Source organism: Brevundimonas aurantiaca, assembly GCF_904830995.1.
Taxonomy (GTDB): Bacteria; Pseudomonadota; Alphaproteobacteria; order Caulobacterales; family Caulobacteraceae; genus Brevundimonas; species Brevundimonas aurantiaca.
This window is the reverse complement of record NZ_CAJGVD010000001.1, coordinates 1,057,345-1,077,574: the sequence shown is the minus strand read 5'-3', so window position 1 is coordinate 1,077,574 and position 20,230 is coordinate 1,057,345. Positions and strand designations below refer to the sequence as shown.

The window sequence follows — 20,230 nt, the reverse complement described above, 5'->3', positions numbered from 1 at the left end:
GCTCAGGCGGTCAGAATGTTGGGCGAACCGGGCGAACTCGCGCACGGCCGCGCTTGGCTTTCCAGCGCCTTGGCGCGGCGTTGGTTCCAGGCCGAAACGCAAGGGATGCGGTTCAGATCGGCGCGATCGGCGTAGCGCCGGGCGATCTCTGTGACGTCCTGCATCAGGCCTTCAGCCAAGGTGATCGGCTTCAGCCCCAGTTCCCGGAACTGGTCGTTGGCGACGACCAGATCGTTTTCGTCGGCCTCTTGGCGGGGGTTGGGCACATTGTGGACTTCGGCGCCGGTCATGTCGGCGACCATCCGGGCCAGGTCGCGCACACGCCGACTCTCGGTCATCTGGTTCAGGATCTTGACCCGATCGCCGCGCTTGGGCGGATTGTTCAGCGCCAGTTCGACGCAGCGCACCGTGTCCTGAATGTGGATGAAGGCCCGGGTCTGGCCGCCCGATCCGTGCACGGTCAGCGGATAGCCGACCGCCGCCTGCATCAGGAACCGGTTCAGCACCGTGCCGTAGTCGCCGTCGTAGTCGAAGCGATTGATCAGACGTTCGTCCAGCCTGGTCTCGGCCGTTTGGGCGCCCCAGACGATGCCCTGATGCAGGTCTGTGATCCGCAGGCCGTCGTTGCGGGCGTAGAACTGGAACAGCAGGGCGTCCTGAGTCTTGGTCATGTGATAGATGCTGCCGGGGTTCGGCGGGAACAGAATCTCCTGCTCGGCCGGGCCGTTGTCGGTCTCGACCGTCACCTTCAGATAGCCCTCGGGGATGCGCAGGCCCGCAGTGCCGTAGCCATAGACCCCCATGGTGCCCAGGTGGGCCAGATGCACGTCAAGCCCGCTTTCGACGATGGCGGCCAGCAGGTGGTTGGTCGCGTTGATGTTGTTGTCGACGGTGTACAGCTTGTGCCGCGCCGACTTCATCGAATAGGGGGCGGCGCGCTGTTCGGCGAAATGGACCACGCTGTCGGGCGTCAGGTCGCGGATCAGGGCCACCAGACGGTCGAACTCCTTGCCCACAGTCATGTTGACGAAGCCGATGTCGCGGCCCGACACCTCTTTCCAGGCCTTGATCCGCTCGCCCATGGTGCGGATCGGCGTCAGCGACTGGACCTCCAGCTCATTGTCGATATTCCGCCGGCTCAGATTGTCGACGATGGTCACGTCCCAGCCCTGGGCCGAGAGATGCAGGGCCGTCGGCCAGCCGCAGAAGCCGTCGCCGCCTAGAACCAGAACCCGCATGGGAGAAAGCCTCATCGTCGCCTTAAAGAGCCTGCCTAGCCCACCCGAGGGCTGTCGGCAAAGCGGAGCCGTGGCCCAAGGTGCGACGCTTTGTCGAAAACCCCTTGGAAAGGGACGGCGCACACGCTAAGTCTCTCTCGTCTCCCACTCAAACGCAGCTTTACGGGTTTTCGCCCGGCTGTTCGCGGCTTGAGCCGGCCATGACGGTCGGTCCCCACAGGGCCGGCGCACCATGCGGGCGACAAGGCATTCCGACAGATCGACAATCGGGGATCGGCCCCGAGCGAAACGGAACCACGAAACGGACGGACCCGGCCCGACGGCTTGGCTCCATCCCTGCACACGGTAGCGCGAATGAGAGATTTCAAGGGCATGAAGCGTCAGCGCGGACGCAATCGGAACAAGGCGGGCGCCAATAACGCCAACAACGCCAATCCGAATCGTTCGTGGGATTCGCAAGGCCCCGAAAACATCAAGGTCCGCGGCAACGCCCAGACCGTTTATGAGCGCTATCAGCAGCTGGCCCGTGACGCGGCGTCCAGCGGCGACCGGGTGCTGGCCGAGAACTACCAACAGCACGCCGAACACTATTACCGGGTTCTGCGCGCGCTTCAGCCCCAACGCTCCTTCTCCGACATCGCCGCGCGCGAACTGTCGAACCAGGGCTTCGACATCGATTTCGAAGACGAATCCGGCGCTCAGGCCGCAGCCTTCATGGCGGCGCAGCAGGCGGCGGATCGCCAGGCTCAGGAAGCGGCGGAGCGCGCGGAGCAGTCCCAAAACCGCGACCAGAACCGGGATCAAAACCGGGAGCGCGACTACAATCGCGACCGCGACCAGAACCGCGACCGCGACGGCCAGTCGTCGCGTGACGACGGCGAGATGCGCGCTGAGGGCGAAGGCGGCGGTCGCCGTGAAACCCGCCGTGAGCGCTGGGAGCGGCGTCGCGAGGAGCGTCAGCGCCGATTCGACACCCAGGGCGAAGGCCAGTCGGGCGAGGGCCGCCCGATCGAAGCGGTCGCCGATGACGCCGCCGCCGCGGCCCAGACCGAGTCGGCGGCTCCGGTCTCGGATCAGAGCGAAGTCCCTCAGCCGGACGAGCGGCCGGCGCGCCGGTCGCGCCGTCCCACCGTTGCAGCCGAAACGGGCGATGATGAGACTCCGACGGCTCTGCCCGGCTTTCTGACCCGCTCGTCCGCCGCCGCTCCGACGGTCGAGGAGGGCGAGCCGGCCCCGCGCCGCCGCGCGCCCCGCCGCAAGGCCGAGGCTGCGGCCGAGAGCGAAGGCTGATCCCCCGCCAAGCCGTGATCTGCGGCTGCGGTCTTGACGCGGGCCGCCGACCAAGGGCCTAAAAGACCGACTTCGCCGCAAGGTCCGTCCCCTCGGACGCCTTTTCACAGGGAAGCGTTGATGCGCCAGATACGTCCGCCTTGTCCCTCGCTTAGACGCCTGGCCTCAGGGGCCGGGCCGAAGGGCGGTCTGGCTCTGGCGGGCCTTCTCGCTCTGGCGGCCTGCGCCTCCACCCCGCCGCCGCCTCCGCCCCCGCCGCCGCCTTCTTCCGTAACGGGCGGGTTCTGATGGACTGGCGCGGCGTCATCACCTCGACCGATCGGGATCGCTATCAGCGTCGTGACGCCGCCTGGGATCTGGCCCTGCAACAGGCGCGACGCCAGCGCGGTTCGGGCGATTTGAACAGTCTGGGCGATCTGATCGATCCGTCCGCCGCACGCCCCGGCGTGACCCCGCCGACCGGCGACTACCGCTGCCGCACCGTGAAACTGGGCTCCCAGGGCGGCGAGGACGGACTGGGCTATGTGGTTTACGGCTGGTTCGCCTGTCGCATCGAACAGACGCCGCGCGGCCTGAAGTTCACCAAATTGACCGGCTCTCAAAGGCCTTCGGGCCTGCTGTTCCCCGAGAACGACCGGCACATGCTGTTGCTGGGGTCCATGGCCCTGGCCCAGGAACCGGCCGCCAACTCCTATGGCCGCAACAGTGATCGCGATCTGGTCGCCGTTCTGGAACGGATCGGCGAGGCGCGCTGGCGTCTGGTGCTGCCGTGGCCGCAGTATGAGTCGAACCTGGACCTGATCGAACTGGTTCCGGCCAAGACCGACTGAACCGCGCGGCGGCTTGACCGTTCGTCTCCTGAACCGATGGAGACGCCGATCATGCGCCGCACCCCGACCTTCTTTGCGCCCTTGCTTCTCGGCTTGGCGGTGTCCGCCTGCGGTGAGAACAGTCCGGGCAGCCGCGCCGAAACCTCGCCGGCCGTCAGCGCGCCCGCCAAAGGCGTCCCCCCGCGCGTCGCGCCGCCCGCGACAGCCGCCGCCGCAGCCGCACCTTCCGCAGCTCAAGGCGGGCTTCAAGGCGGAAGCGACGATTGGCGTCAGGTCGCCTCGGCGGCCGACGCCAGCCTGCTCGGTCGGTTGGACCAGGCCTGGCGTATGGCCCGCGCCGAGGCCGAGGCCGCCGGCTTCGCCTCTGAGGTCGAGGCCCTGGGGCCATTGGTCGACCCCAACGCCGCCTTGCCGGACCGCCTCCAACCGCCGCCTGGAACCTATCGGTGCCGCACGATCAAGCTGGGGCGGCGCGGGGAGGGAACCGGTCTGGCCTATGTCGACTATCCCTGGTTCGCCTGTTCGGTGGAGACGACCCCCGGCGGGGATCTGGTTCTGACCAAGACGACGGGGTCGCAGCGGACTCAGGGCCTGCTCTATCCCGACATGGATCGTCGCCTCGTCTATATCGGCGCCCAGGCCCTCAGCGACGCCGAGACCGGCTTTCCCGCCTATGGCGATCGTCCGGAACGCGATCAGGTGGGCGTTCTGGAGCGAATCGGCCAGAGCCGCTGGCGGCTTGTCCTCCCTTGGCCGAAGCAGGAAGCCAAGCTGGAGCTGCTGGAAATCAGGACCTGAAGTCCGCAGGCGGGGCTTCAGGTCTCTGGGGTCAACGATTACCGGTCGAGCGCGAAATAGCGGCCCGCATGCCCTCGGCGTGCAGGGCGCCCGAGGGGGCGATCTTGGTGTTTGGAGTTTCGATCGGTCCTTGATCCGCCGTGCGGTCCTCGGGGCCGGTCCAAGTCGGGTTCTCAGCCTTGCGCCGGACTGCGTCGCGAAGATTGTCGGTCGCCCTCTTGGTCTCTCCGTCGCCCTCGCTCCGACGGGCGTCCATCGCTTCGGCGACGCGCGCGATCGCCTCCGTCAGCAGCGCCTTCTTCTCCCGCGCGCCGGTGTCGGCCCCGGCGGTTTCGCCTCGCGCTTGAGCCGAACGGGCGCGGGTGCGGATTTGGCGCTGCGCCTTGTCTCGGCGCGCCCGAAGCCGACCGATCAATTCCCGCAGTTCTGCCGGCGACCGCTCGTCCAGGGCCTGGCTTTGCCGGACCATGTCCGCTTCTTCGCGGTCTAGCGCGCGGGGCGTTTCTGAATTCGACATGGCTGTCCTCCTTTGGGTTGATGGAAGGACAGCGTTTGCTGGTTCTAGGCGTTCCGCCCTTGCGCGCCTAGGTCACAGGCCGAACGTTCAAATCCGCGTCAGTCTCAAATCCTGGTAATCGTAGGAGAAGTCGATGTCCGGCGAGACGCCCTTCATCGTCGCCGTGGCGGGTTTGGCGGTCTGGATGTCGAAAGTCACAAAGGCGTCTTCCTCCCGCTTGTCCGGGAAGCGGGTGCGGAAGGTCTCGCCGTCATAGGGTTCTAACCAGCCTTGCAGGGCCGGGGTGTGGGTGAAGGTCAGCCACAAGCCCGGCTTGCGGTCGCGCCCCCGCCCTCGGGTCTTGGGCGCGATGACGATGTCGCCATACCAGGGATCCCGCCAAGTTCCGGCATAGGCGTCCAGAGGCATGGAGGGCGGCGCGCCCGCCGCCTGTTTGGCGTCGATCTCGGCGGCGGCCGCGACGGACTTGGCGTTGCCCTCGGCCTCCAGTCGCTTGGAATCGGCGATCCAGTCCTTGTCGATCTTGCCCATGCAGATGTCGGCGATGCCTGAGCGAAGAGCCCGCAGCAGGAAGCTCTCTTCCGCGTTGGAGAAGATGCTGAACCCAACCTTGCGGCCGGGGATCAGAACGGTCGCGGAAATGCCGCCGGGCGATCCGCCGCCGTGGCTGATCAGCCGTTCGCCGCGATAGTCCTGAACCTGCAGGCCCAAGGCGTAGGTCGAGGCGATGGAGCGGTTGGGCAATTCCGCCGTCGGGCCCGGCGAGTTGCCGACGATGATGTTGGGGCGATACATTTCCCTGGCGGACTCTTCGGAGAACAGGCGCGTCCCGTCGGGCAGCCGCCCGTCGTTCAGGCGCACTGCGATCCATTTGGCCCAGTCGGCCGGGGTGGTGCAGATTCCGCCGGCTGCGGCGGCCGAGTCCCAATTCCAGACCTCCACGATCGAATCCGCGATCGGAGTCATGGCGCCCTGATAGCGCAGCGGCGGCCCGACCCGGCCGTGGGGCAGGGCGGACTTGGCCGGGTCAGCCAGGCGCGCCAGGGGCACGGTCTCGCTCATGCCGACGCGGTCCAGAATCCGCGTCTGGATGAAGTCTTCCCAGGTCTGGCCCGAGACGGCCTCGATCACCGCCCCCGCGACCACGAACATCAGATTGCAATAATGGTAGCGAGCGCGGAACCCGTCCTCGATCGGCACGAAGGCGGCCTGGGCCAAGACCTCGGCGCGGGTCCGGTCGCTGTTGGGCCAGAACAGCAGATCGCCGGCGCCCAGGCCGAAACCGGCGCGGTGGCTCAAGGTGTCGCGAACCGTGATGTGGTCGGTGATGTAAGGATCGACCAGCCGGAAATCGGGCAGATAGGTCTTGATCGGCGCGTCCCATTTGACCTTGCCCTCATCGACCAGAATGGCCAGGGCGGCGGCGGTGACGTTCTTGGTGTTGGAGGCGATGGCGAACAGGGTGTGTTCATCGGCGACGGCCGGCTTGCCCTGAACCTTCACCCCATAGCCGCGGGTCAGCACGGCGGCGCCGTCCTTGACCACGGCGATTCCCAATGCGGGCTGGTCGGGCCAAGCGGCCATCGCCTTTTTTACATAGGCGTCGATCGCCTCAGCCAGGGCCGTATCGTCGTTGGCGGCGTTCCAGGCCAGGGCCGGGCGGGCCGCGAGGCTCAGCGGGAGGGCGCCGGCCAGGGCGCGACGACGGGTCAGGTTCAGGGGCAAGGCGCGGGCTCCAACTCTCGATGCGGCGATACGCTAACGCGCCGCTTCGCGCGCGTCACCCATCGCTTTCGGAGCAAGGATGACGAAGGTGTAATGGACCTGTCCAAGATGTAACTTTGCATTGCAAAGCAGGCTCGATACGCAACGATTATCGATAAGCGTCGGAAGCCGTCCGCCGCACCTTCAGGATCATCGGGGATGACGTCGTCCAAACTTGTTCTGCTGCTCGGCGCGGCCTGGGCCGTGCTGCCCGCCGCCGCCCTGGCCCAGGCGCAAACGCCGCAGCCGTCGCAGACGCCCGCGCCGGCTCAGCAGAGACCGACCCAGACGCCGGCTGGGCAGACGCCGGCCGGGCAGACGCCGCCCGCCTCCGGCCAGCCGGCCTCCGACCAGCCCGCCTCGGTCGGCGACGTCACCGTGACGGCGCGCGCCGACGACGTCCGCACCTCGATCGATTCCGTCAGCTACAGCCTGGCCAATGATCTGCAGGCGACCTCCGGCAGCCTGGCCGACGCCCTGCGCAACGTGCCCTCGGTCGATGTGGACTCGGAGGGCAATGTCTCCCTGCGCGGCGACGCCAATGTCACCATACTGGTCGACGGCCGCCCGTCCGGCATTCTGACCGGCCCCGGTCGCGGGCAGGCGCTGATCCAACTGCCCGCCAGCCAATATGCGCGGATCGAGGTGATGACCAATCCCTCGGCCGCCTACAGCCCCGAGGGGTCGGGCGGAGTCATCAATCTGATCACCAAGCCGACGGCGCCCAAGCCGGGCACGCAATCCACCGGCTCGGTGCGGGCGAATGTCGGCGACAACGGCCGCTGGAACGCTGGCCTCAGCGGATCGTGGCAGAAGGACCGGCTGACCCTGTCGGGCGACGTCAGCTATCGGTCCGATCCGACGGAGCTGAGCTTCACCCGGACGCGCGAGCAACTGGACCCGACGACCGGCGCCGTGGTTTCGACCACCACCGTCGATCAGCCGATCGAGTCCGAGCAGAACGGCGCCTTCGGCCGCTTCACCGCCGAATACAAGCTGGACGACAAGACCCAGCTGACCGGCGAACTGCGCGGCGTCGCCTTCGACGGCACGGGCTCGGCCTCCAGCCTGTTCGAAACACGCAACGCGGGAGGGGCGGTGACGAACGCCTATCGGCGCGAGGGATCGTCGGACTTTGACTTCGCCAACTGGGGCGCCACGGCCCGGGTGCTGCGCCGCTTCGACGGCGACGGCCATGAATGGTCCAACGAACTGCGCTACGATTCCAACAGCAATGAAAACACCAGCCAGGCCCTGACCACCTTCCTGACGCCGGCGGCGGCGGCCCTGTACGAGCGCACTCGGACTGAGGTCGATCAGGTCACCTGGGGCTTCACCAGCGCCTATACCCGCCCGATGTCGGACGGCGGCAAGCTGCGCCTGGGCTATGAGCTGAACCTTCAGCGGCCCGAGCAGGACGCCGGCTTCCTGCGTGGCCCGTCCGAGGCCGCCTTGACGCCCGTCCCGGCCCTGAACAACCGGTTCGAGGCCGAGCAGACGGTGCACGCCCTCTACACCACCTACGAACGTCCTTTGGGCGAGAAGCTGTCGGCCCAGCTGGGGCTGCGCCTGGAACAGGCCGACATCGAGATCAAGGATCTGACCGGCGGCGCCTCGGCGTCCCAGGACTATTTCCGCGCCTATCCGACGGCCCATCTGCAATATCAGCTGTCGGCCGAACAGACCCTGCGCGCCAGCTATTCGCGCCGCATCCAGCGGCCCCAGCCCGGCCAGCTAAACCCCTTCGTCGCCTATCAGGACCCGTTGAACGTCCGGTCCGGCAATCCGGACCTGGAGCCGCAGGAGACCGACAGCTTCGAAGCCATGTGGCAGATGCGCAAGGGCCAGAGCTTCTATCAGGCGACGGCCTATCTGCGGAACACCGACAAGGCCTTTACCGACGTGGCGACCGACATCGGCGGCGGCGTCTTCCTGACCCGGCCCGAAAACCTGGGCTCGCGCCAGGACGTGGGGGTCGAGGCGACGGCGAATGGGCGGCTGCTGTCGACCCTGCGCTACAGCGCCGGGGTCAATGTCTTCCGTCAGGAGATCGACTCGGGCGCCGTGGTCGGCGGCGGAGACCGCGAGGCGACACTGGCCAGCGGGCGTCTGAGCCTGAACTGGCAGCCGACGGCCAAGGACTTCGTCCAACTGTCCAGCTTCTGGCAGGGCGACAGTCTTCTGGCCCAAGGGCGGCGCGAGGCCGGCGGCATGGTCAATCTGGGCTATCGTCGCAAGCTGAACGAGCAGCTGTCGTTCAACTTCACCGCGCGCGACCTGTTCAACACCTTCAACACCACGACGATCTATGAAACGCCGCAGTTCCGCGAACGCTCGGAGCAGGACATCAAGCTGCGGGCCTTCTACGTCGGCCTGACCTGGAACTTCGGCGGGCCGCGCCGCCAGCCGGAACAGTTCGACTTCTCGACCGGTCCGACAGGCGGCTGAGACATGACGGCGAAGCGCGGGCGGGGTGAAATCTCCCGCCCGCCACCCCTTGTGTGCCCGACGGGTCACACCATCTGGATTTCACAGACCCGTGTCGTCGCTTCCTGAAAGGGCGGCGCGGGCGAAATCCGCCTGATGAGGGGACACCTATGAATCTCGATCTCTATTCCGACCGCGCCAAACAGGCGGTCCAGTCCGCCCAGTCGCTGGCCCTGGCCCGTCGCCATCAGCAGTTCGCGCCCGAACACCTGCTCAAGGTCTTGCTTGAGGAACGCGACGGCCTGGCCCGCAACCTGATCACCGCCGCCGGCGGCGACGCCCGCCGCGCCGAGGCCGATGTCGAAACCGCGCTGAAGAAGCGCGCCCAGGTCACCGGCGGCTCGGGTCAGCTCTATCTGGACGGCGACACCGCCCGCGTCTTCGCCGCCGCCGAAGAGTCCTCAAAATCCGCCGGCGACGCCTTCGTCACCACCGAACGCCTGCTGGCGGCCCTGGCCAAGGAGGGCGGAACCGCCGCCGAGGTGCTGAAGGCCTCGGGCGTCACGGCCGACAAGCTGGAGGCCGCCATCGCCGAGGTCCGCAAGGGCAAGACCGCCGACAGCGCCGCCGCCGAAGACGGCTACGACGCCCTGAAACGCTACGCCCGCGACCTGACCCTGGCCGCCCGCGACGGCAAGATCGACCCCGTCATCGGCCGCGACGAAGAGATCCGCCGCACCATCCAGGTCCTGGCGAGGCGGACCAAGAACAATCCCGTCCTGATCGGCGAGCCCGGCGTCGGAAAGACCGCCATCGTCGAGGGCCTGGCCCTGCGCATCGTCAACGGCGACGTGCCCGAATCGCTGCGCGACAAGACGGTCATGGCGCTGGACATGGGCAGCCTCATCGCCGGCGCGAAGTATCGCGGCGAGTTCGAGGAACGGCTGAAGGCCGTCCTGTCCGAGGTCTCGGCGGCCGAGGGCGGGATCGTCCTGTTCATCGACGAGATGCACACCCTGGTCGGCGCCGGAAAGGGCGACGGCGCCATGGACGCCTCCAACCTGCTGAAGCCGGCGCTTGCGCGCGGCGAACTGCACTGCGTCGGCGCCACCACGCTGGATGAGTACCGCAAGCACGTCGAAAAGGACGCTGCGCTTGCCCGCCGCTTCCAGCCGGTCTTCGTCTCCGAACCGACGGTGGAGGACACGGTGTCGATCCTCCGTGGACTGAAGGAGAAGTACGAGGTCCACCACGGGGTCCGCATCTCCGACAGCGCCATCGTGGCCGCCGCCACCCTGTCGAACCGCTACATCACCGACCGCTTCCTGCCGGACAAGGCCATCGATCTGATCGACGAGGCCGCCAGCCGCGTGCGCATGGCCGTGGACTCCAAGCCCGAGGCCCTGGACGAGATCGACCGCCGCCTGGTGCAACTGAAGATAGAGCGCGAGGCCCTGAAGAAGGAGACCGACCAGGCCTCCCAGCACCGGCTGGAGAAGCTGGAGGACGAGATCGCCGATCTGGAAGGCCAGTCCGACGACCTGACCGCCCAGTGGAAGGCCGAGAAGGAAAAGGTCGGTCAGGGCGCCCAGCTGCGCGAAACCCTGGACCGTCTGCGTCTGGAACTGACCAACGCCCAGCGCGCCGGCGACCTCGGCCGCGCGTCCGAGATCGCCTACGGCCAGATCCCCCAGATCGAGAAACAGCTGGCCGAGGCCGAGGCGAACGAGGCCGACAGATCCGGCCCCCTGACGCCGGAGGTGGTCGACGCCGAACAGATCGCCGCCGTCGTCAGCCGCTGGACCGGCGTGCCTGTCGACAAGATGCTGGAGGGCGAGCGCGAAAAACTGCTGAAGATGGAGGAGGCCCTGTCCGCCCGCGTGGTGGGCCAAGACGAGGCCTTGGCCGCCGTCTCTGACGCCGTGCGCCGCGCCCGCGCCGGTCTGAACGACCCCAACCGGCCGCTGGGCAGTTTCCTGTTCCTGGGCCCGACCGGCGTGGGCAAGACCGAACTGACCAAGGCTTTGGCCGACTTCCTGTTCGACGACGAGGCGGCCATCACCCGGCTGGACATGTCCGAATATATGGAGAAGCACAGCGTCAGCCGCCTGATCGGCGCCCCTCCCGGCTATGTCGGCTATGACGAGGGCGGCGCCCTGACCGAGGCCGTGCGTCGCCGCCCCTATCAGGTCGTCCTGTTCGACGAGGTCGAAAAGGCCCACCCCGACGTCTTCAACGTGCTGCTGCAGGTGCTGGACGACGGCCGCCTGACAGACGGGCAAGGGCGGACCATCGACTTCCGCAACACCCTGATCATCATGACCTCCAATCTGGGCAGCCAGTATCTGGCCGATCAGGGCGAGGGCGAGGATGTGGAGGCCGTCCGCCCCTTCGTCATGGACGCCGTCCGCGCCCACTTCCGGCCCGAGTTCCTGAACCGGATCGACGAGATCATCCTGTTCCACCGCCTGGGCCGCGAACAGATGGGCGGGATCGTGCGGATCCAGCTGTCACGGTTCGAAAAACTGCTGGCCGACCGCCGCATGACGCTGGACCTGGACGACGCCGCCCTGGCCTGGCTGGCCGACCGCGGCTACGACCCGGCCTATGGGGCGCGGCCGCTGAAGCGGGTGATCCAGAAGGAGCTGGTGGACCCGATTGCGCGCAAGCTGCTGGCCGGCGAGATCGAGGACGGCGGGGTGATTGCGGTCACCGCCGGCGAGGGTGGGTTGGAGATCGGGAAGGCGCGGGTGCATTAGGGGCTACTCAAGCCGAAGTGATAACGGCCACCCTGACCCCACTGGGGTCAGGGTTTGCCAGCCGGCCGTGTGATCGAGATTTTCGATTTCCACGTCGTTAAACTGAGCCCAAGCTTCGATCATCTCACCCATCATATGTCTTTCCATCACTGAGCGTCTGTTTGCACGCCAGATGCACAGTTCTGGGTATCCCAATCTCCCATCGGGGAGTGCGACCTGATGAGTTTCAATGGAAACCCAAACGTAGTCGATTTCTCGAATAGCTGGCTCATTGGCCTGAAGAGCCACGCGCACAGCATTGGCAGCGACAGCCGCGTCAATCTTCTGCGGTTCGTCGATTAGGACAACTGCTAAGCCGGCTGCGTTGGAAAGTTGCAGTTTTAGGCGGGTGTCTTTGATTTGAAGGTCGGCCTGTTGGAGCATTTTTCGAACCGGGCGCCCGCCGATCGACATCATCATTTCGTTTATCTCGGCACCATTTTCTCGGTCTGCCAAAACGCGCTGCATATTCACGGTGCCAAAAATGAAGATGCGCGGCTCTTGGCGAAGTGCCTCGTTCATTAGCTTGGTCATCCGCGCTGCGGGATAGCCTTCGATTTGCTTGAGTTCCGCGATGAACTGACGATTCCAAAGGAGGTAATCAGCTATCTTTCCTGCCTTGTGATGGACGGAAAACTGCTTGTGATCGAGGCATTCCGTTCCTTCCCCTGTAAGAAGGAAGGTCTTCATTCTGTGAGCTAGAGACCTGGTTGGTTTGACGTTTGAAGGCCGCACGAACACGAGAATTCTACAGTCGTCACTTGGCTCGCCCATGGCTGATGATCTCCCTTTCGTCATCCTCCGGCAAGCCGCGTCTTCGCGGCGCAGACCGGGGGACCCAGCGGCGCCGTCAGGCGAAATCTTTCCGCCGCACGATGCTGGAGCACCTGGCCCGCGACAGGTTCGCGCTCTCGCGCGCCGCTGGGTCCCCCGGTCTCGCTGCGCTCGCCGGAGGATGACGAAAGGGGGAGGCGGCGTGGATGACGGAAGTGAGAGCGTCGTATAGGTTGTGCGAATGCCGACCCATCGGACCTTCATCGCCACCTATATCATGGCCAGCGGGCGGAACGGCACGCTCTACACCGGCATGACCGCCAACCTGACGGCGCGGGTGTGGAAGCATCGGACCGGCGCCTTCGACGGCTTCGGCGTGGATGACGGAAGTGAGAGCGTCGTATAGGTTGTGCGAATGCCGACCCATCGGACCTTCATCGCCACCTATATCATGGCCAGCGGGCGGAACGGCACGCTCTACACCGGCATGACCGCCAACCTGACGGCGCGGGTGTGGAAGCATCGGACCGGCGCCTTCGACGGCTTCGGCAAGGCCTATGGCTGCACCCGGCTGGTCTGGTTCGAGCAGCACGCCTGGGTGGTGGAGGCCATTCGTCGCGAGAAGCGGATCAAGAAGTGGTTGCGCGACTGGAAGCTGAAGCTGATCGAGGCGACGAATCCAGATTGGCGGGATTTGGCCGAGGGCTGGTATCCGGTCAATGATCCGAACTGGACGCCGCCGGTCGAAGACTGACCTGGCCTCAGGCGTAGTTGAAGCTGATCGAAATCCGGTCGGACTTGGCCTGGTTGGTCGGCACCTCGTGGCGCAGCCAGCTTTCCCACATCAGCACCGTCCCGGCCTGGGGCCGCAGATAGACGAAGGGGCGTTCGGCCTCGGGGGCGTCGTCGGTGAGGCCGGGGCGGGCCATCATGAAGGGCAGGCGGGGGTCTTCCAGCTTCAGCGCGGAGGCGCCGTCGGGCACGTCGATATAGACGGTGCCGGACAGGAAGGCGTGGGGGTGGATATGGCTGGTGTGGCCGCCGCCGGGCTTCAATATATTGACCCACAGATTGTCCAGACGCGGCTTCCTGGCCAGGTCGAAATTCAGCGCCTGGGCATAGGCCAGGGCGTGGCGGTCCAGGTGGCGCTTCAGCTCGGCGAACTCGGGGAAGCGCTGGGGCAGGTCGTTGAGAGAGGCGTAGGAGGTGTAGCCGCGATAGGCGTTGTCGCGGCACCAGCGGCGGCCGGCGGCGTCTTCTTCGGCCATCATCCGGACCACCTCGATCAGCTGGGCGTTGAAGGCGGGCCAGCCGCGTCCCTCGGCGAGGGAGGCTTCATAGACCTGGGTGACGAAGAGGGGGCGCAGGGACATGGGGCCGGGATAGCCGGTCTGGCGCGGGGCGCAAGGCCTCGCCGTCGCAGCCGGGGAGAAGCGCTGGGCAGGGGCGCACGATCCGGCTAAGACCGGGGCATGTTCAAGTCCGTCCTTGTCGCCAATCGCGGCGAAATCGCCTGTCGCGTCTTCCGCACCGCCCAGCGGATGGGGATTCGCACCATCGCCGTCTATTCCGAGGCCGACGCCCAGGCCCTGCATGTGCGGGCGGCGGACGAGGCGGTGCTGATCGGGCCGGCGCCGGCGCGTGAGAGCTATCTGGACGGGGCCAAGGTGCTGGCGGCGGCCAAGGCGACGGGGGCCGAGGCCATCCACCCCGGCTATGGCTTCCTGAGCGAAAACGCCGACTTCGCCGAGGCGGTGGCGGCGGCGGGGCTGATCTGGATCGGGCCGGACCCGGCCTCGATCCGGGCCATGGGGCTGAAGGACGCGGCCAAGGAACTGATGATCCAGGCCGGGGTGCCGGTGACGCCCGGCTATCAGGGCGCGGACCAGTCGCAAGAGACCCTGACGGCCGAGGCGGCGCGGATCGGCTATCCGGTGCTGATCAAGGCGGTCGCGGGCGGCGGCGGCAAGGGGATGAAACGGGTCGATGATCCGGCCGATTTCGCCGCCGGCCTGGCCAGCGCCCGGCGCGAGGCGGCGGCCGCCTTCGGCGACGACCGGGTGCTGATCGAACGCTACATCACCCGCCCGCGCCATATCGAGGTGCAGGTGTTCGGAGACCGGCACGGCGAGGTCGTGCATCTGTATGAGCGGGACTGCTCCCTGCAACGCCGCCACCAGAAGGTGATCGAAGAGGCGCCGGCGCCGGGCATGAGCGAGGCTGTTCGGGCCGCCGTGACGGATGCGGCGATCAAGGCGGCCAAGGCGGTCAACTATGTCGGCGCCGGGACGATCGAATTCATCGCCGACGCCTCGGACGGGCTGAAGGCGGACGGCGTCTGGTTCATGGAGATGAATACCCGGCTTCAGGTCGAGCACCCGGTGACCGAGAGCGTGACCGGCGTCGACCTGGTCGAATGGCAGTTCCGGGTGGCGGCGGGCGAGCCCCTGCCGCTGAAGCAGGATCAGATCCGCCTGAACGGCTGGGCCATGGAGGCCCGCCTCTATGCCGAGGATCCGGCGACCGGCTTCCTGCCGTCCATCGGGCGGCTGGAGCATTTCGTCATGCCCGACGGGATTCGCGTCGACACGGGTGTGGAACAGGGCGCCGAAGTCAGCCAGTTCTACGACCCGATGATCGCCAAGCTGATCGTCCATGAGGACACCCGCGAGGCGGCTGCGGCGCGCCTGGCCGAGGCGGCGGGCGAGGTCGAGGTTTGGCCGGTCAAGACCAATGCGGGCTTCCTGGCGCGATGCCTAGACCATCCGCGTTTCGTGGCGGGGGATGTGGACACAGGCTTTATCGCGGCGGAGGAGGCGGCTCTTGTCCCTGCGGCTTCCGATGAAGCTGTTGCGGCCGGCGCGGTGTTGGTGGCGGAAGAAATGACTTGGCGGTTCGTCAATCGTGACAACGCCGACGCTTGGGATACGCGCGTCAGCGACTTGTTCGGGTTCCGCCTCAATGCGTCTCCGTCGTCTCTTCTGGTGATCGACGCGGATGGCGTCCGCCGCTCTGCCACGATTTCGCCGGGTGCGGAGCAATGGTCTTATGCGGTCGATTGCGGTGATGGCGCTCTACGAGTGAAGAAGGTGCCCGGCAACCGGCTGAAAGGAATTCGATCTGGCATGGAAGCCGGTCCTGACCGTCGCCGCCTTGGCTTCCGGCTCGGTGAGGGGGAGGGGGATGCCGTCCTCTTCGACAATGGCCTGTCGGTGAATGTTCGTCCCCACAAGGCCGCCTCGACGACAGCGGGCGTCCCCTCCGACGGCTCTCTTCGCGCCCCCATGCCGGGCAAGGTCGTCGCCGCCCCGGTCAAGGCGGGCGACGCCGTGACCAAGGGCCAGCCTGTCGTGGTGCTGGAGGCGATGAAGATGGAGCACGCCCTGACCGCGCCGTTCGACGGGGTGGTCGAAAGCGTCGCCGCCGTCGGCGATCAGGTCGTCGAGGCGGCGGTGCTGGCGGTGGTCAAGGCGACGGACTGACTGCGGTTCAAAGCCCGATCCCGCCCAGGGGTCGGGTCAGGATGGGGTCGTCCATCTTGGCCATCAGCCGATAGACGGTTCGCAACATGCCGCTTTCCCGCACGTAGAGGCTCCAGGACTGGTGGGTGGGCTGATCGACCCAGACCTCGGTCACCCATAGTGCGTCCGGGTGGTTGAGATCATGGGCGACGACATAGGAGTGACAGCCGTGCCTCTTCACCGCCGGGTCCGTCAGCAGAAGCGCTAACTCGTCGCGGCGGCCGGGATACGCCGTCAGGCGTGTGATCAATCCGTACATGAGCGTTCCGTTGCGCCGTGAATAATCAGGCGCCAGACGAAGCCTAAAGCTTGAGCGTAAAGAGAAACTGGCCAAGACCTCTAGGGGAGATTACGTGGTCGCCATGCCGCTTCACATCATCAAGCTGGGCGTCGGGGTTCCCGACGTCGAATGGCTGGAACGCCGCGCCGCCAAGGGCGGGCCTCTGGTGGTCCACACCCGGATGACGCCCAAACGCGCCGCGGAGATCGAGGACGGCGGGTCGCTGTACTGGGTGGTGAAGGGCGTGATCGTCTGTCGCCAGCCGGTTCTGGACATCACGACCCTGGGCGAGGGCAAGCAGAGCCGGTGCGAGATCATGCTGGAGCCTCGGGTGATCCGCACGGCGCCCCTGGCGCGGCGGCCCTTCCAGGGCTGGCGCTATTTCGAGCCCAAGGACGTCCCGCCTGATCTGGACACGTTGGACGCCGGCGAGGCGCCGGAGGAGCTGGTCCGTCAACTGCGTGAACTGGGCGCCTGGTAGCCAAGACCTCAGAGTTTTTGGGAGTTGACCCCGACGATCCCGCATGGCCTGTGCCGCGTCCGATGATCGCGCTCAGCTCCCAGACCCGCACCGCCTTCCACGACCTGCTGAACCTGGCCTGGCCGGTGATCCTGGCGCGGATCGGCATCATGACCATGGGTCTGACCGACGCCATTGTCGTCGGCAATTTCTCAAGCCGCGAACTGGCCTTCCACTCTCTGGCCTGGGCGCCGACGTCCATCGTGGTGACGACGGCGGTCGGTCTGATGCTGGGCGTTCAGGTGATGACCGCGCGGATGCTGGGCGAGGGACGGCGGCACGCGGTCGGCTCGGTGCTGCGCCGGGGCCTGACCTATTCTTTGCAGATCGGCGTGGTCTCCATGATCGCCCTGATCGTGGTCGGACCCTGGGGACTCGGCAAGATGGGCCTGGAAGACGGTCTGGCCGAGGGGGCGAGCCCCGCCCTGATCGTCTTCGCCCTGTCCATGCCCTTCTATCTGATCTCGGTGACGGGCCAATTCTTCCTGGAAGCCCTGGGGCGGCCCAAGCCCGGCATGGTCGCCATGTGGGTCGCCAATGGGGTCAATCTGACGCTGAACCTGCTGTTGGTGCCGGATCTTTTGGGGATCGGCTTCAACGGCGCCTTCGCCTCGGCCTGGGCGACCTTCGGGGCGCGGGCGGCCCTGGCGCTCTTTCTGGTGATCTACATCCTGCGCCTGCCCGAGGCGCGGGCGCTCGGCGTCTTCGACAAGCCCGAGCGCGATCCCAAGGCCGCGCGGGAACAGGTCAAGGTCGGCCTGGGCGCCGGCGCCTCCTATTTTATCGAGGTCGGGGCCTTTTCCGGTTTCACCTTCTTCGCCGGCCAGATCGGCGCGGCCGAGACGGCGGCCTGGGCCGTGGTGCTGAACGTCTCGGCCATTGTCTTCATGCTGCCCATGGGGCTGTCCTCGGCGACGGCGGTGCTGGTGGGACGCAGCTATGGCGCCGGCGACGGGCGAGGGGTGTTGCGCGCCGGTCTGGTCGGCCTGGGCGTCGTCACGGCCCTGACCTTCGTCGTCGCCCTGGCGGTCTGGCCCAGCGCCCATCTAATCGTCGGCGCCTATAACCGCGATCCGGCGCTCCTGGCCATCGCCGCCCCGGCCCTGGTGCTGGCGACCCTCTTCTTCGTCGCGGACGGAATCCAGGTGGTGGCCGCCCAGGCGAACCGCGCGGCGGGCGACGTCTGGTGGCCGACCATCCTGCATTTCACCGCCTATGGGGCTGTGATGATGCCGCTGGGCTGGGTCCTCGCGCACCAAATGGGCGTGAACGGCTTGGTGTGGGCGGTGGTCATCGCCAGCCTTGCCTCCTCGACCCTGTTGACGGGGCGATTCATCCGTATTGCGCGCCGTCTGCCGCAAGGCGTTTGAGGAAACCGCGCCGCCGCTCTATATCCCTGCGCTTCCCCGAACTCCTGGACGATCATGGCCCGCATCCTCATCACCTCGGCGCTGCCCTACATCAACGGCATCAAGCACCTGGGGAATCTGGCGGGCTCCATGTTGCCGGCCGACGTCTGGGCGCGGTTCAAGCGGGCTCAAGGCCATGAGGTCCTCTATATCTGCGCCACCGACGAGCACGGCACCCCGGCCGAGCTGGCCGCCGCCGCCGCCGGTCAGGACGTCCGCACCTATTGCGACGAGCAGCACGAGATCCAAAAGGCCGCCGGCCAGGCCTTCGGCCTCAGCTATGACTGGTTCGGCCGGTCGTCCAACCCGCAGAACCATCGCCTGACCCAGCATTTCGCCGAGGCCCTGGAGAAGAACGGCCTGATCGAGGAGCGGGTGGATCGGATGATCTATTCGATCGACGACGCCCGTTTCCTGCCCGACCGCTATGTCGAGGGCACCTGCCCCCACTGCGGCCATGTCGGCGCGCGCGGCGACCAGTGCGACAACTGCGGCCGGCTGCTGGACCCGACCGACCTGATCGACCCCTATTCGTCGGTGTCGGGCTCTCGGAATCTGGAGGTGCGCGACACCCGCCACCTTTATCTGCTTCAGACCAAAATCGAGCCCCAGATCCGCGCCTGGGTCGACGGCAAGACCGGCTGGCAGACGCTGGCCAAGTCCATCGCCTACAAGCATCTGGACGAGGGGCTGATCGACCGGGGCATCACCCGCGACCTGGCCTGGGGCGTGCCGGTGACCAAGGACGGCTTTCCCCGCCCCGGCATGGAGGACAAGGTCTTCTACGTCTGGTTCGACGCCCCCATCGAATATATCGCCGCGACCGAGGAGTGGGCCGAGGCCGCGGGCCGGACTTGGCGCGACTGGTGGCGTCTGGACGAGGGGGCCGAGGACGTCCGCTATGTCCAGTTCATGGGCAAGGACAACGTCGCCTTCCACACCGTCAGCTTCCCGGCGACCATCATCGGCTCGGGCGAGCCGTGGAAGACGGTGGACCAGCTGAAGGCCTTCAACTGGCTGAACTGGTACGGCGGCAAGTTCTCGACCAGCCAGAAGCGCGGCGTCTTCATGGACCAGGCGCTGGAGCTGCTGCCGGCCGACTACTGGCGCTGGCGCCTGACGGCCTATGGGCCGGAACACGCGGATTCGGCCTTCACCTGGGAGGATTTCCAGGCCTCGACCAACAAGGATCTGGCTGACGTTCTGGGCAACTTCGTCAACCGGATCGTCAAGTTCGCCGAGTCCAAGTTCGACGGCGTCGTGCCGGAGGGCGGGGAACCCGGTCCGGTCGAGATCCAGCTGGAGGCCGACATTCGGGCCGCCGTGGCCGAGGCGACCGAACAGTTCGAGGCGATGGAGTTCCGCAAGGCCGCCGTCGCCATCCGCGCCGCCTGGGTGCTGGGCAACGAATATCTGCAGGTCGCCGCCCCCTGGACCGCCCTGAAGACCGACCGCGACCGGGCGGCGGTGGGCGTGCGCACCGGCCTGAACCTGGTGGCCCTGTTCGCCCGTTTGGCGGCGCCGATCCTGCCCTTCTCGGCTGAGAAGATCGCCGCCTCGGTCGGTTCGACCGATCTCAGCTGGCCCGCAGCGGACGAGGACTTGCTGAACCGTCTGCCGGTCGGCGGCAAGGTCGAGGCTCAGGGCGTGCTGTTCGCCAAGATCGAAGACGCCCAGGTCGCGGAATGGTCCGAACGCTTCGGCGGGGCGGAGTAGGGCGACCGCCTCAGTCCGCCTGGAGGCTCCCGCAGAAATGGGCGTGCAGCACGTCCATGACCTGAACCGCCGCCGGATGGACGATGAAATAGGTCAGGGTGCGGTGGTCGCGGCGAACGTCGATCACCCCCTCGTCCTTCAGCTTGGCCAGATGCTGGGACATGGATGTAGGGGCCATGCCGGTCTCGGCGATCAGGGTGGAGACGTTGCGCTCTCCCTGGGCCAGGGCGCACAGGATCAGCAGCCGGTGCGGACTGGCCAGCCCCTTCAGAAACGCCGCCGCCTGATCCGCTCGGGCCGGAAGGCCGTCGAAGACAGCGGTCATCGGTAGGTCTTTACATTTCATAT

The 20,230-nt window shown here is 66.8% G+C and carries 18 protein-coding genes; 11 read left to right on the top strand and 7 right to left on the bottom strand.

Features of this window, described 5'->3' with window-relative positions; all coding sequences use genetic code 11:
* Positions 1-2: 2 nt before the first annotated feature.
* Positions 3-1,253 (bottom strand): NAD-dependent epimerase/dehydratase family protein, encoded by a 1,251-nt coding sequence (locus JMT67_RS05340; RefSeq protein WP_233455806.1) that lies wholly within the window; start codon positions 1,251-1,253, stop codon positions 3-5.
* Positions 1,254-1,592: 339 nt separating this feature from the next.
* Here JMT67_RS05340 and JMT67_RS05335 point away from each other — a divergent pair, with 339 nt between their 5' ends.
* The 3 genes from JMT67_RS05335 (at position 1,593) to JMT67_RS05325 (ending at position 4,156) form a co-directional block, all read left to right on the top strand.
* Complete coding sequence (locus tag JMT67_RS05335; RefSeq protein ID WP_201462884.1) at positions 1,593-2,528, top strand: DUF4167 domain-containing protein; 936 nt, start codon at positions 1,593-1,595, stop codon at positions 2,526-2,528.
* Positions 2,529-2,815: 287 nt separating this feature from the next.
* Positions 2,816-3,358: a DUF4893 domain-containing protein gene (locus tag JMT67_RS05330; RefSeq protein WP_224760981.1), complete on the top strand. Its 543-nt coding sequence runs from the start codon at positions 2,816-2,818 to the stop codon at positions 3,356-3,358.
* Positions 3,359-3,409: 51 nt separating this feature from the next.
* Positions 3,410-4,156, top strand: a complete 747-nt coding sequence (locus tag JMT67_RS05325; RefSeq protein WP_201462883.1) for a DUF4893 domain-containing protein — start codon at positions 3,410-3,412, stop codon at positions 4,154-4,156.
* 31 nt (positions 4,157-4,187) lie between these two features.
* On the opposite strand, the gene JMT67_RS05320 is transcribed toward JMT67_RS05325, so the two are convergent.
* Positions 4,188-4,673, bottom strand: a complete 486-nt coding sequence (locus tag JMT67_RS05320; protein WP_191559000.1) for a hypothetical protein — start codon at positions 4,671-4,673, stop codon at positions 4,188-4,190.
* A gap of 87 nt (positions 4,674-4,760) precedes the next feature.
* Positions 4,761-6,398, bottom strand: a complete 1,638-nt coding sequence (locus JMT67_RS05315) for a serine hydrolase (protein ID WP_201462882.1) — start codon at positions 6,396-6,398, stop codon at positions 4,761-4,763.
* 198 nt (positions 6,399-6,596) lie between these two features.
* On the opposite strand from JMT67_RS05315, the gene JMT67_RS05310 reads away from it, so the two are divergent.
* Positions 6,597-8,885, top strand: a complete 2,289-nt coding sequence (locus tag JMT67_RS05310) for a TonB-dependent receptor domain-containing protein (protein ID WP_201462881.1) — start codon at positions 6,597-6,599, stop codon at positions 8,883-8,885.
* Between the two features lie 149 nt (positions 8,886-9,034).
* On the top strand, positions 9,035-11,623 hold the full coding sequence (gene clpB, locus JMT67_RS05305; protein ID WP_201462880.1) for an ATP-dependent chaperone ClpB: 2,589 nt from the start codon (positions 9,035-9,037) through the stop codon (positions 11,621-11,623).
* Positions 11,624-11,626: 3 nt separating this feature from the next.
* Here clpB and JMT67_RS05300 read toward each other — a convergent pair whose 3' ends face one another.
* Positions 11,627-12,352 (bottom strand): hypothetical protein, encoded by a 726-nt coding sequence (locus tag JMT67_RS05300; RefSeq protein ID WP_201462879.1) that lies wholly within the window; start codon positions 12,350-12,352, stop codon positions 11,627-11,629.
* Positions 12,353-12,677: 325 nt separating this feature from the next.
* Between JMT67_RS05300 and JMT67_RS05295 the strand changes: the two genes are divergently transcribed.
* Both JMT67_RS05295 and JMT67_RS05290 read left to right on the top strand, forming a co-directional pair.
* Complete coding sequence (locus JMT67_RS05295; protein ID WP_233455805.1) at positions 12,678-12,842, top strand: GIY-YIG nuclease family protein; 165 nt, start codon at positions 12,678-12,680, stop codon at positions 12,840-12,842.
* Between the two features lie 9 nt (positions 12,843-12,851).
* Positions 12,852-13,190, top strand: a complete 339-nt coding sequence (locus JMT67_RS05290) for a GIY-YIG nuclease family protein (RefSeq protein ID WP_201462878.1) — start codon at positions 12,852-12,854, stop codon at positions 13,188-13,190.
* A gap of 7 nt (positions 13,191-13,197) precedes the next feature.
* On the opposite strand, the gene JMT67_RS05285 is transcribed toward JMT67_RS05290, so the two are convergent.
* Complete coding sequence (locus JMT67_RS05285; protein WP_201462877.1) at positions 13,198-13,809, bottom strand: TIGR02466 family protein; 612 nt, start codon at positions 13,807-13,809, stop codon at positions 13,198-13,200.
* A gap of 99 nt (positions 13,810-13,908) precedes the next feature.
* On the opposite strand from JMT67_RS05285, the gene JMT67_RS05280 reads away from it, so the two are divergent.
* Positions 13,909-15,918, top strand: coding sequence for an acetyl/propionyl/methylcrotonyl-CoA carboxylase subunit alpha (locus JMT67_RS05280; RefSeq protein WP_201462876.1), 2,010 nt, complete (start codon positions 13,909-13,911; stop codon positions 15,916-15,918).
* A gap of 7 nt (positions 15,919-15,925) precedes the next feature.
* On the opposite strand, the gene JMT67_RS05275 is transcribed toward JMT67_RS05280, so the two are convergent.
* Entirely contained in the window at positions 15,926-16,216 is a 291-nt protein-coding gene (locus JMT67_RS05275) for a putative quinol monooxygenase (RefSeq protein ID WP_201462875.1), read from the bottom strand.
* A 103-nt stretch (positions 16,217-16,319) separates the two neighbouring features.
* On the opposite strand from JMT67_RS05275, the gene JMT67_RS05270 reads away from it, so the two are divergent.
* The 3 genes from JMT67_RS05270 (at position 16,320) to metG (ending at position 19,882) form a co-directional block, all read left to right on the top strand.
* The gene (locus JMT67_RS05270; RefSeq protein ID WP_201462874.1) at positions 16,320-16,718 is read left to right on the top strand and encodes a DUF1489 family protein; all 399 of its coding nucleotides are present in this window, start codon (positions 16,320-16,322) and stop codon (positions 16,716-16,718) included.
* A gap of 62 nt (positions 16,719-16,780) precedes the next feature.
* On the top strand, positions 16,781-18,127 hold the full coding sequence (locus JMT67_RS05265; RefSeq protein ID WP_201462873.1) for an MATE family efflux transporter: 1,347 nt from the start codon (positions 16,781-16,783) through the stop codon (positions 18,125-18,127).
* A gap of 54 nt (positions 18,128-18,181) precedes the next feature.
* Positions 18,182-19,882, top strand: a complete 1,701-nt coding sequence (gene metG / locus JMT67_RS05260; protein ID WP_054766193.1) for a methionine--tRNA ligase — start codon at positions 18,182-18,184, stop codon at positions 19,880-19,882.
* A gap of 10 nt (positions 19,883-19,892) precedes the next feature.
* On the opposite strand, the gene JMT67_RS05255 is transcribed toward metG, so the two are convergent.
* Positions 19,893-20,207: an ArsR/SmtB family transcription factor gene (locus tag JMT67_RS05255; protein WP_152950662.1), complete on the bottom strand. Its 315-nt coding sequence runs from the start codon at positions 20,205-20,207 to the stop codon at positions 19,893-19,895.
* Between the last annotated feature and the right edge of the window lie 23 nt (positions 20,208-20,230).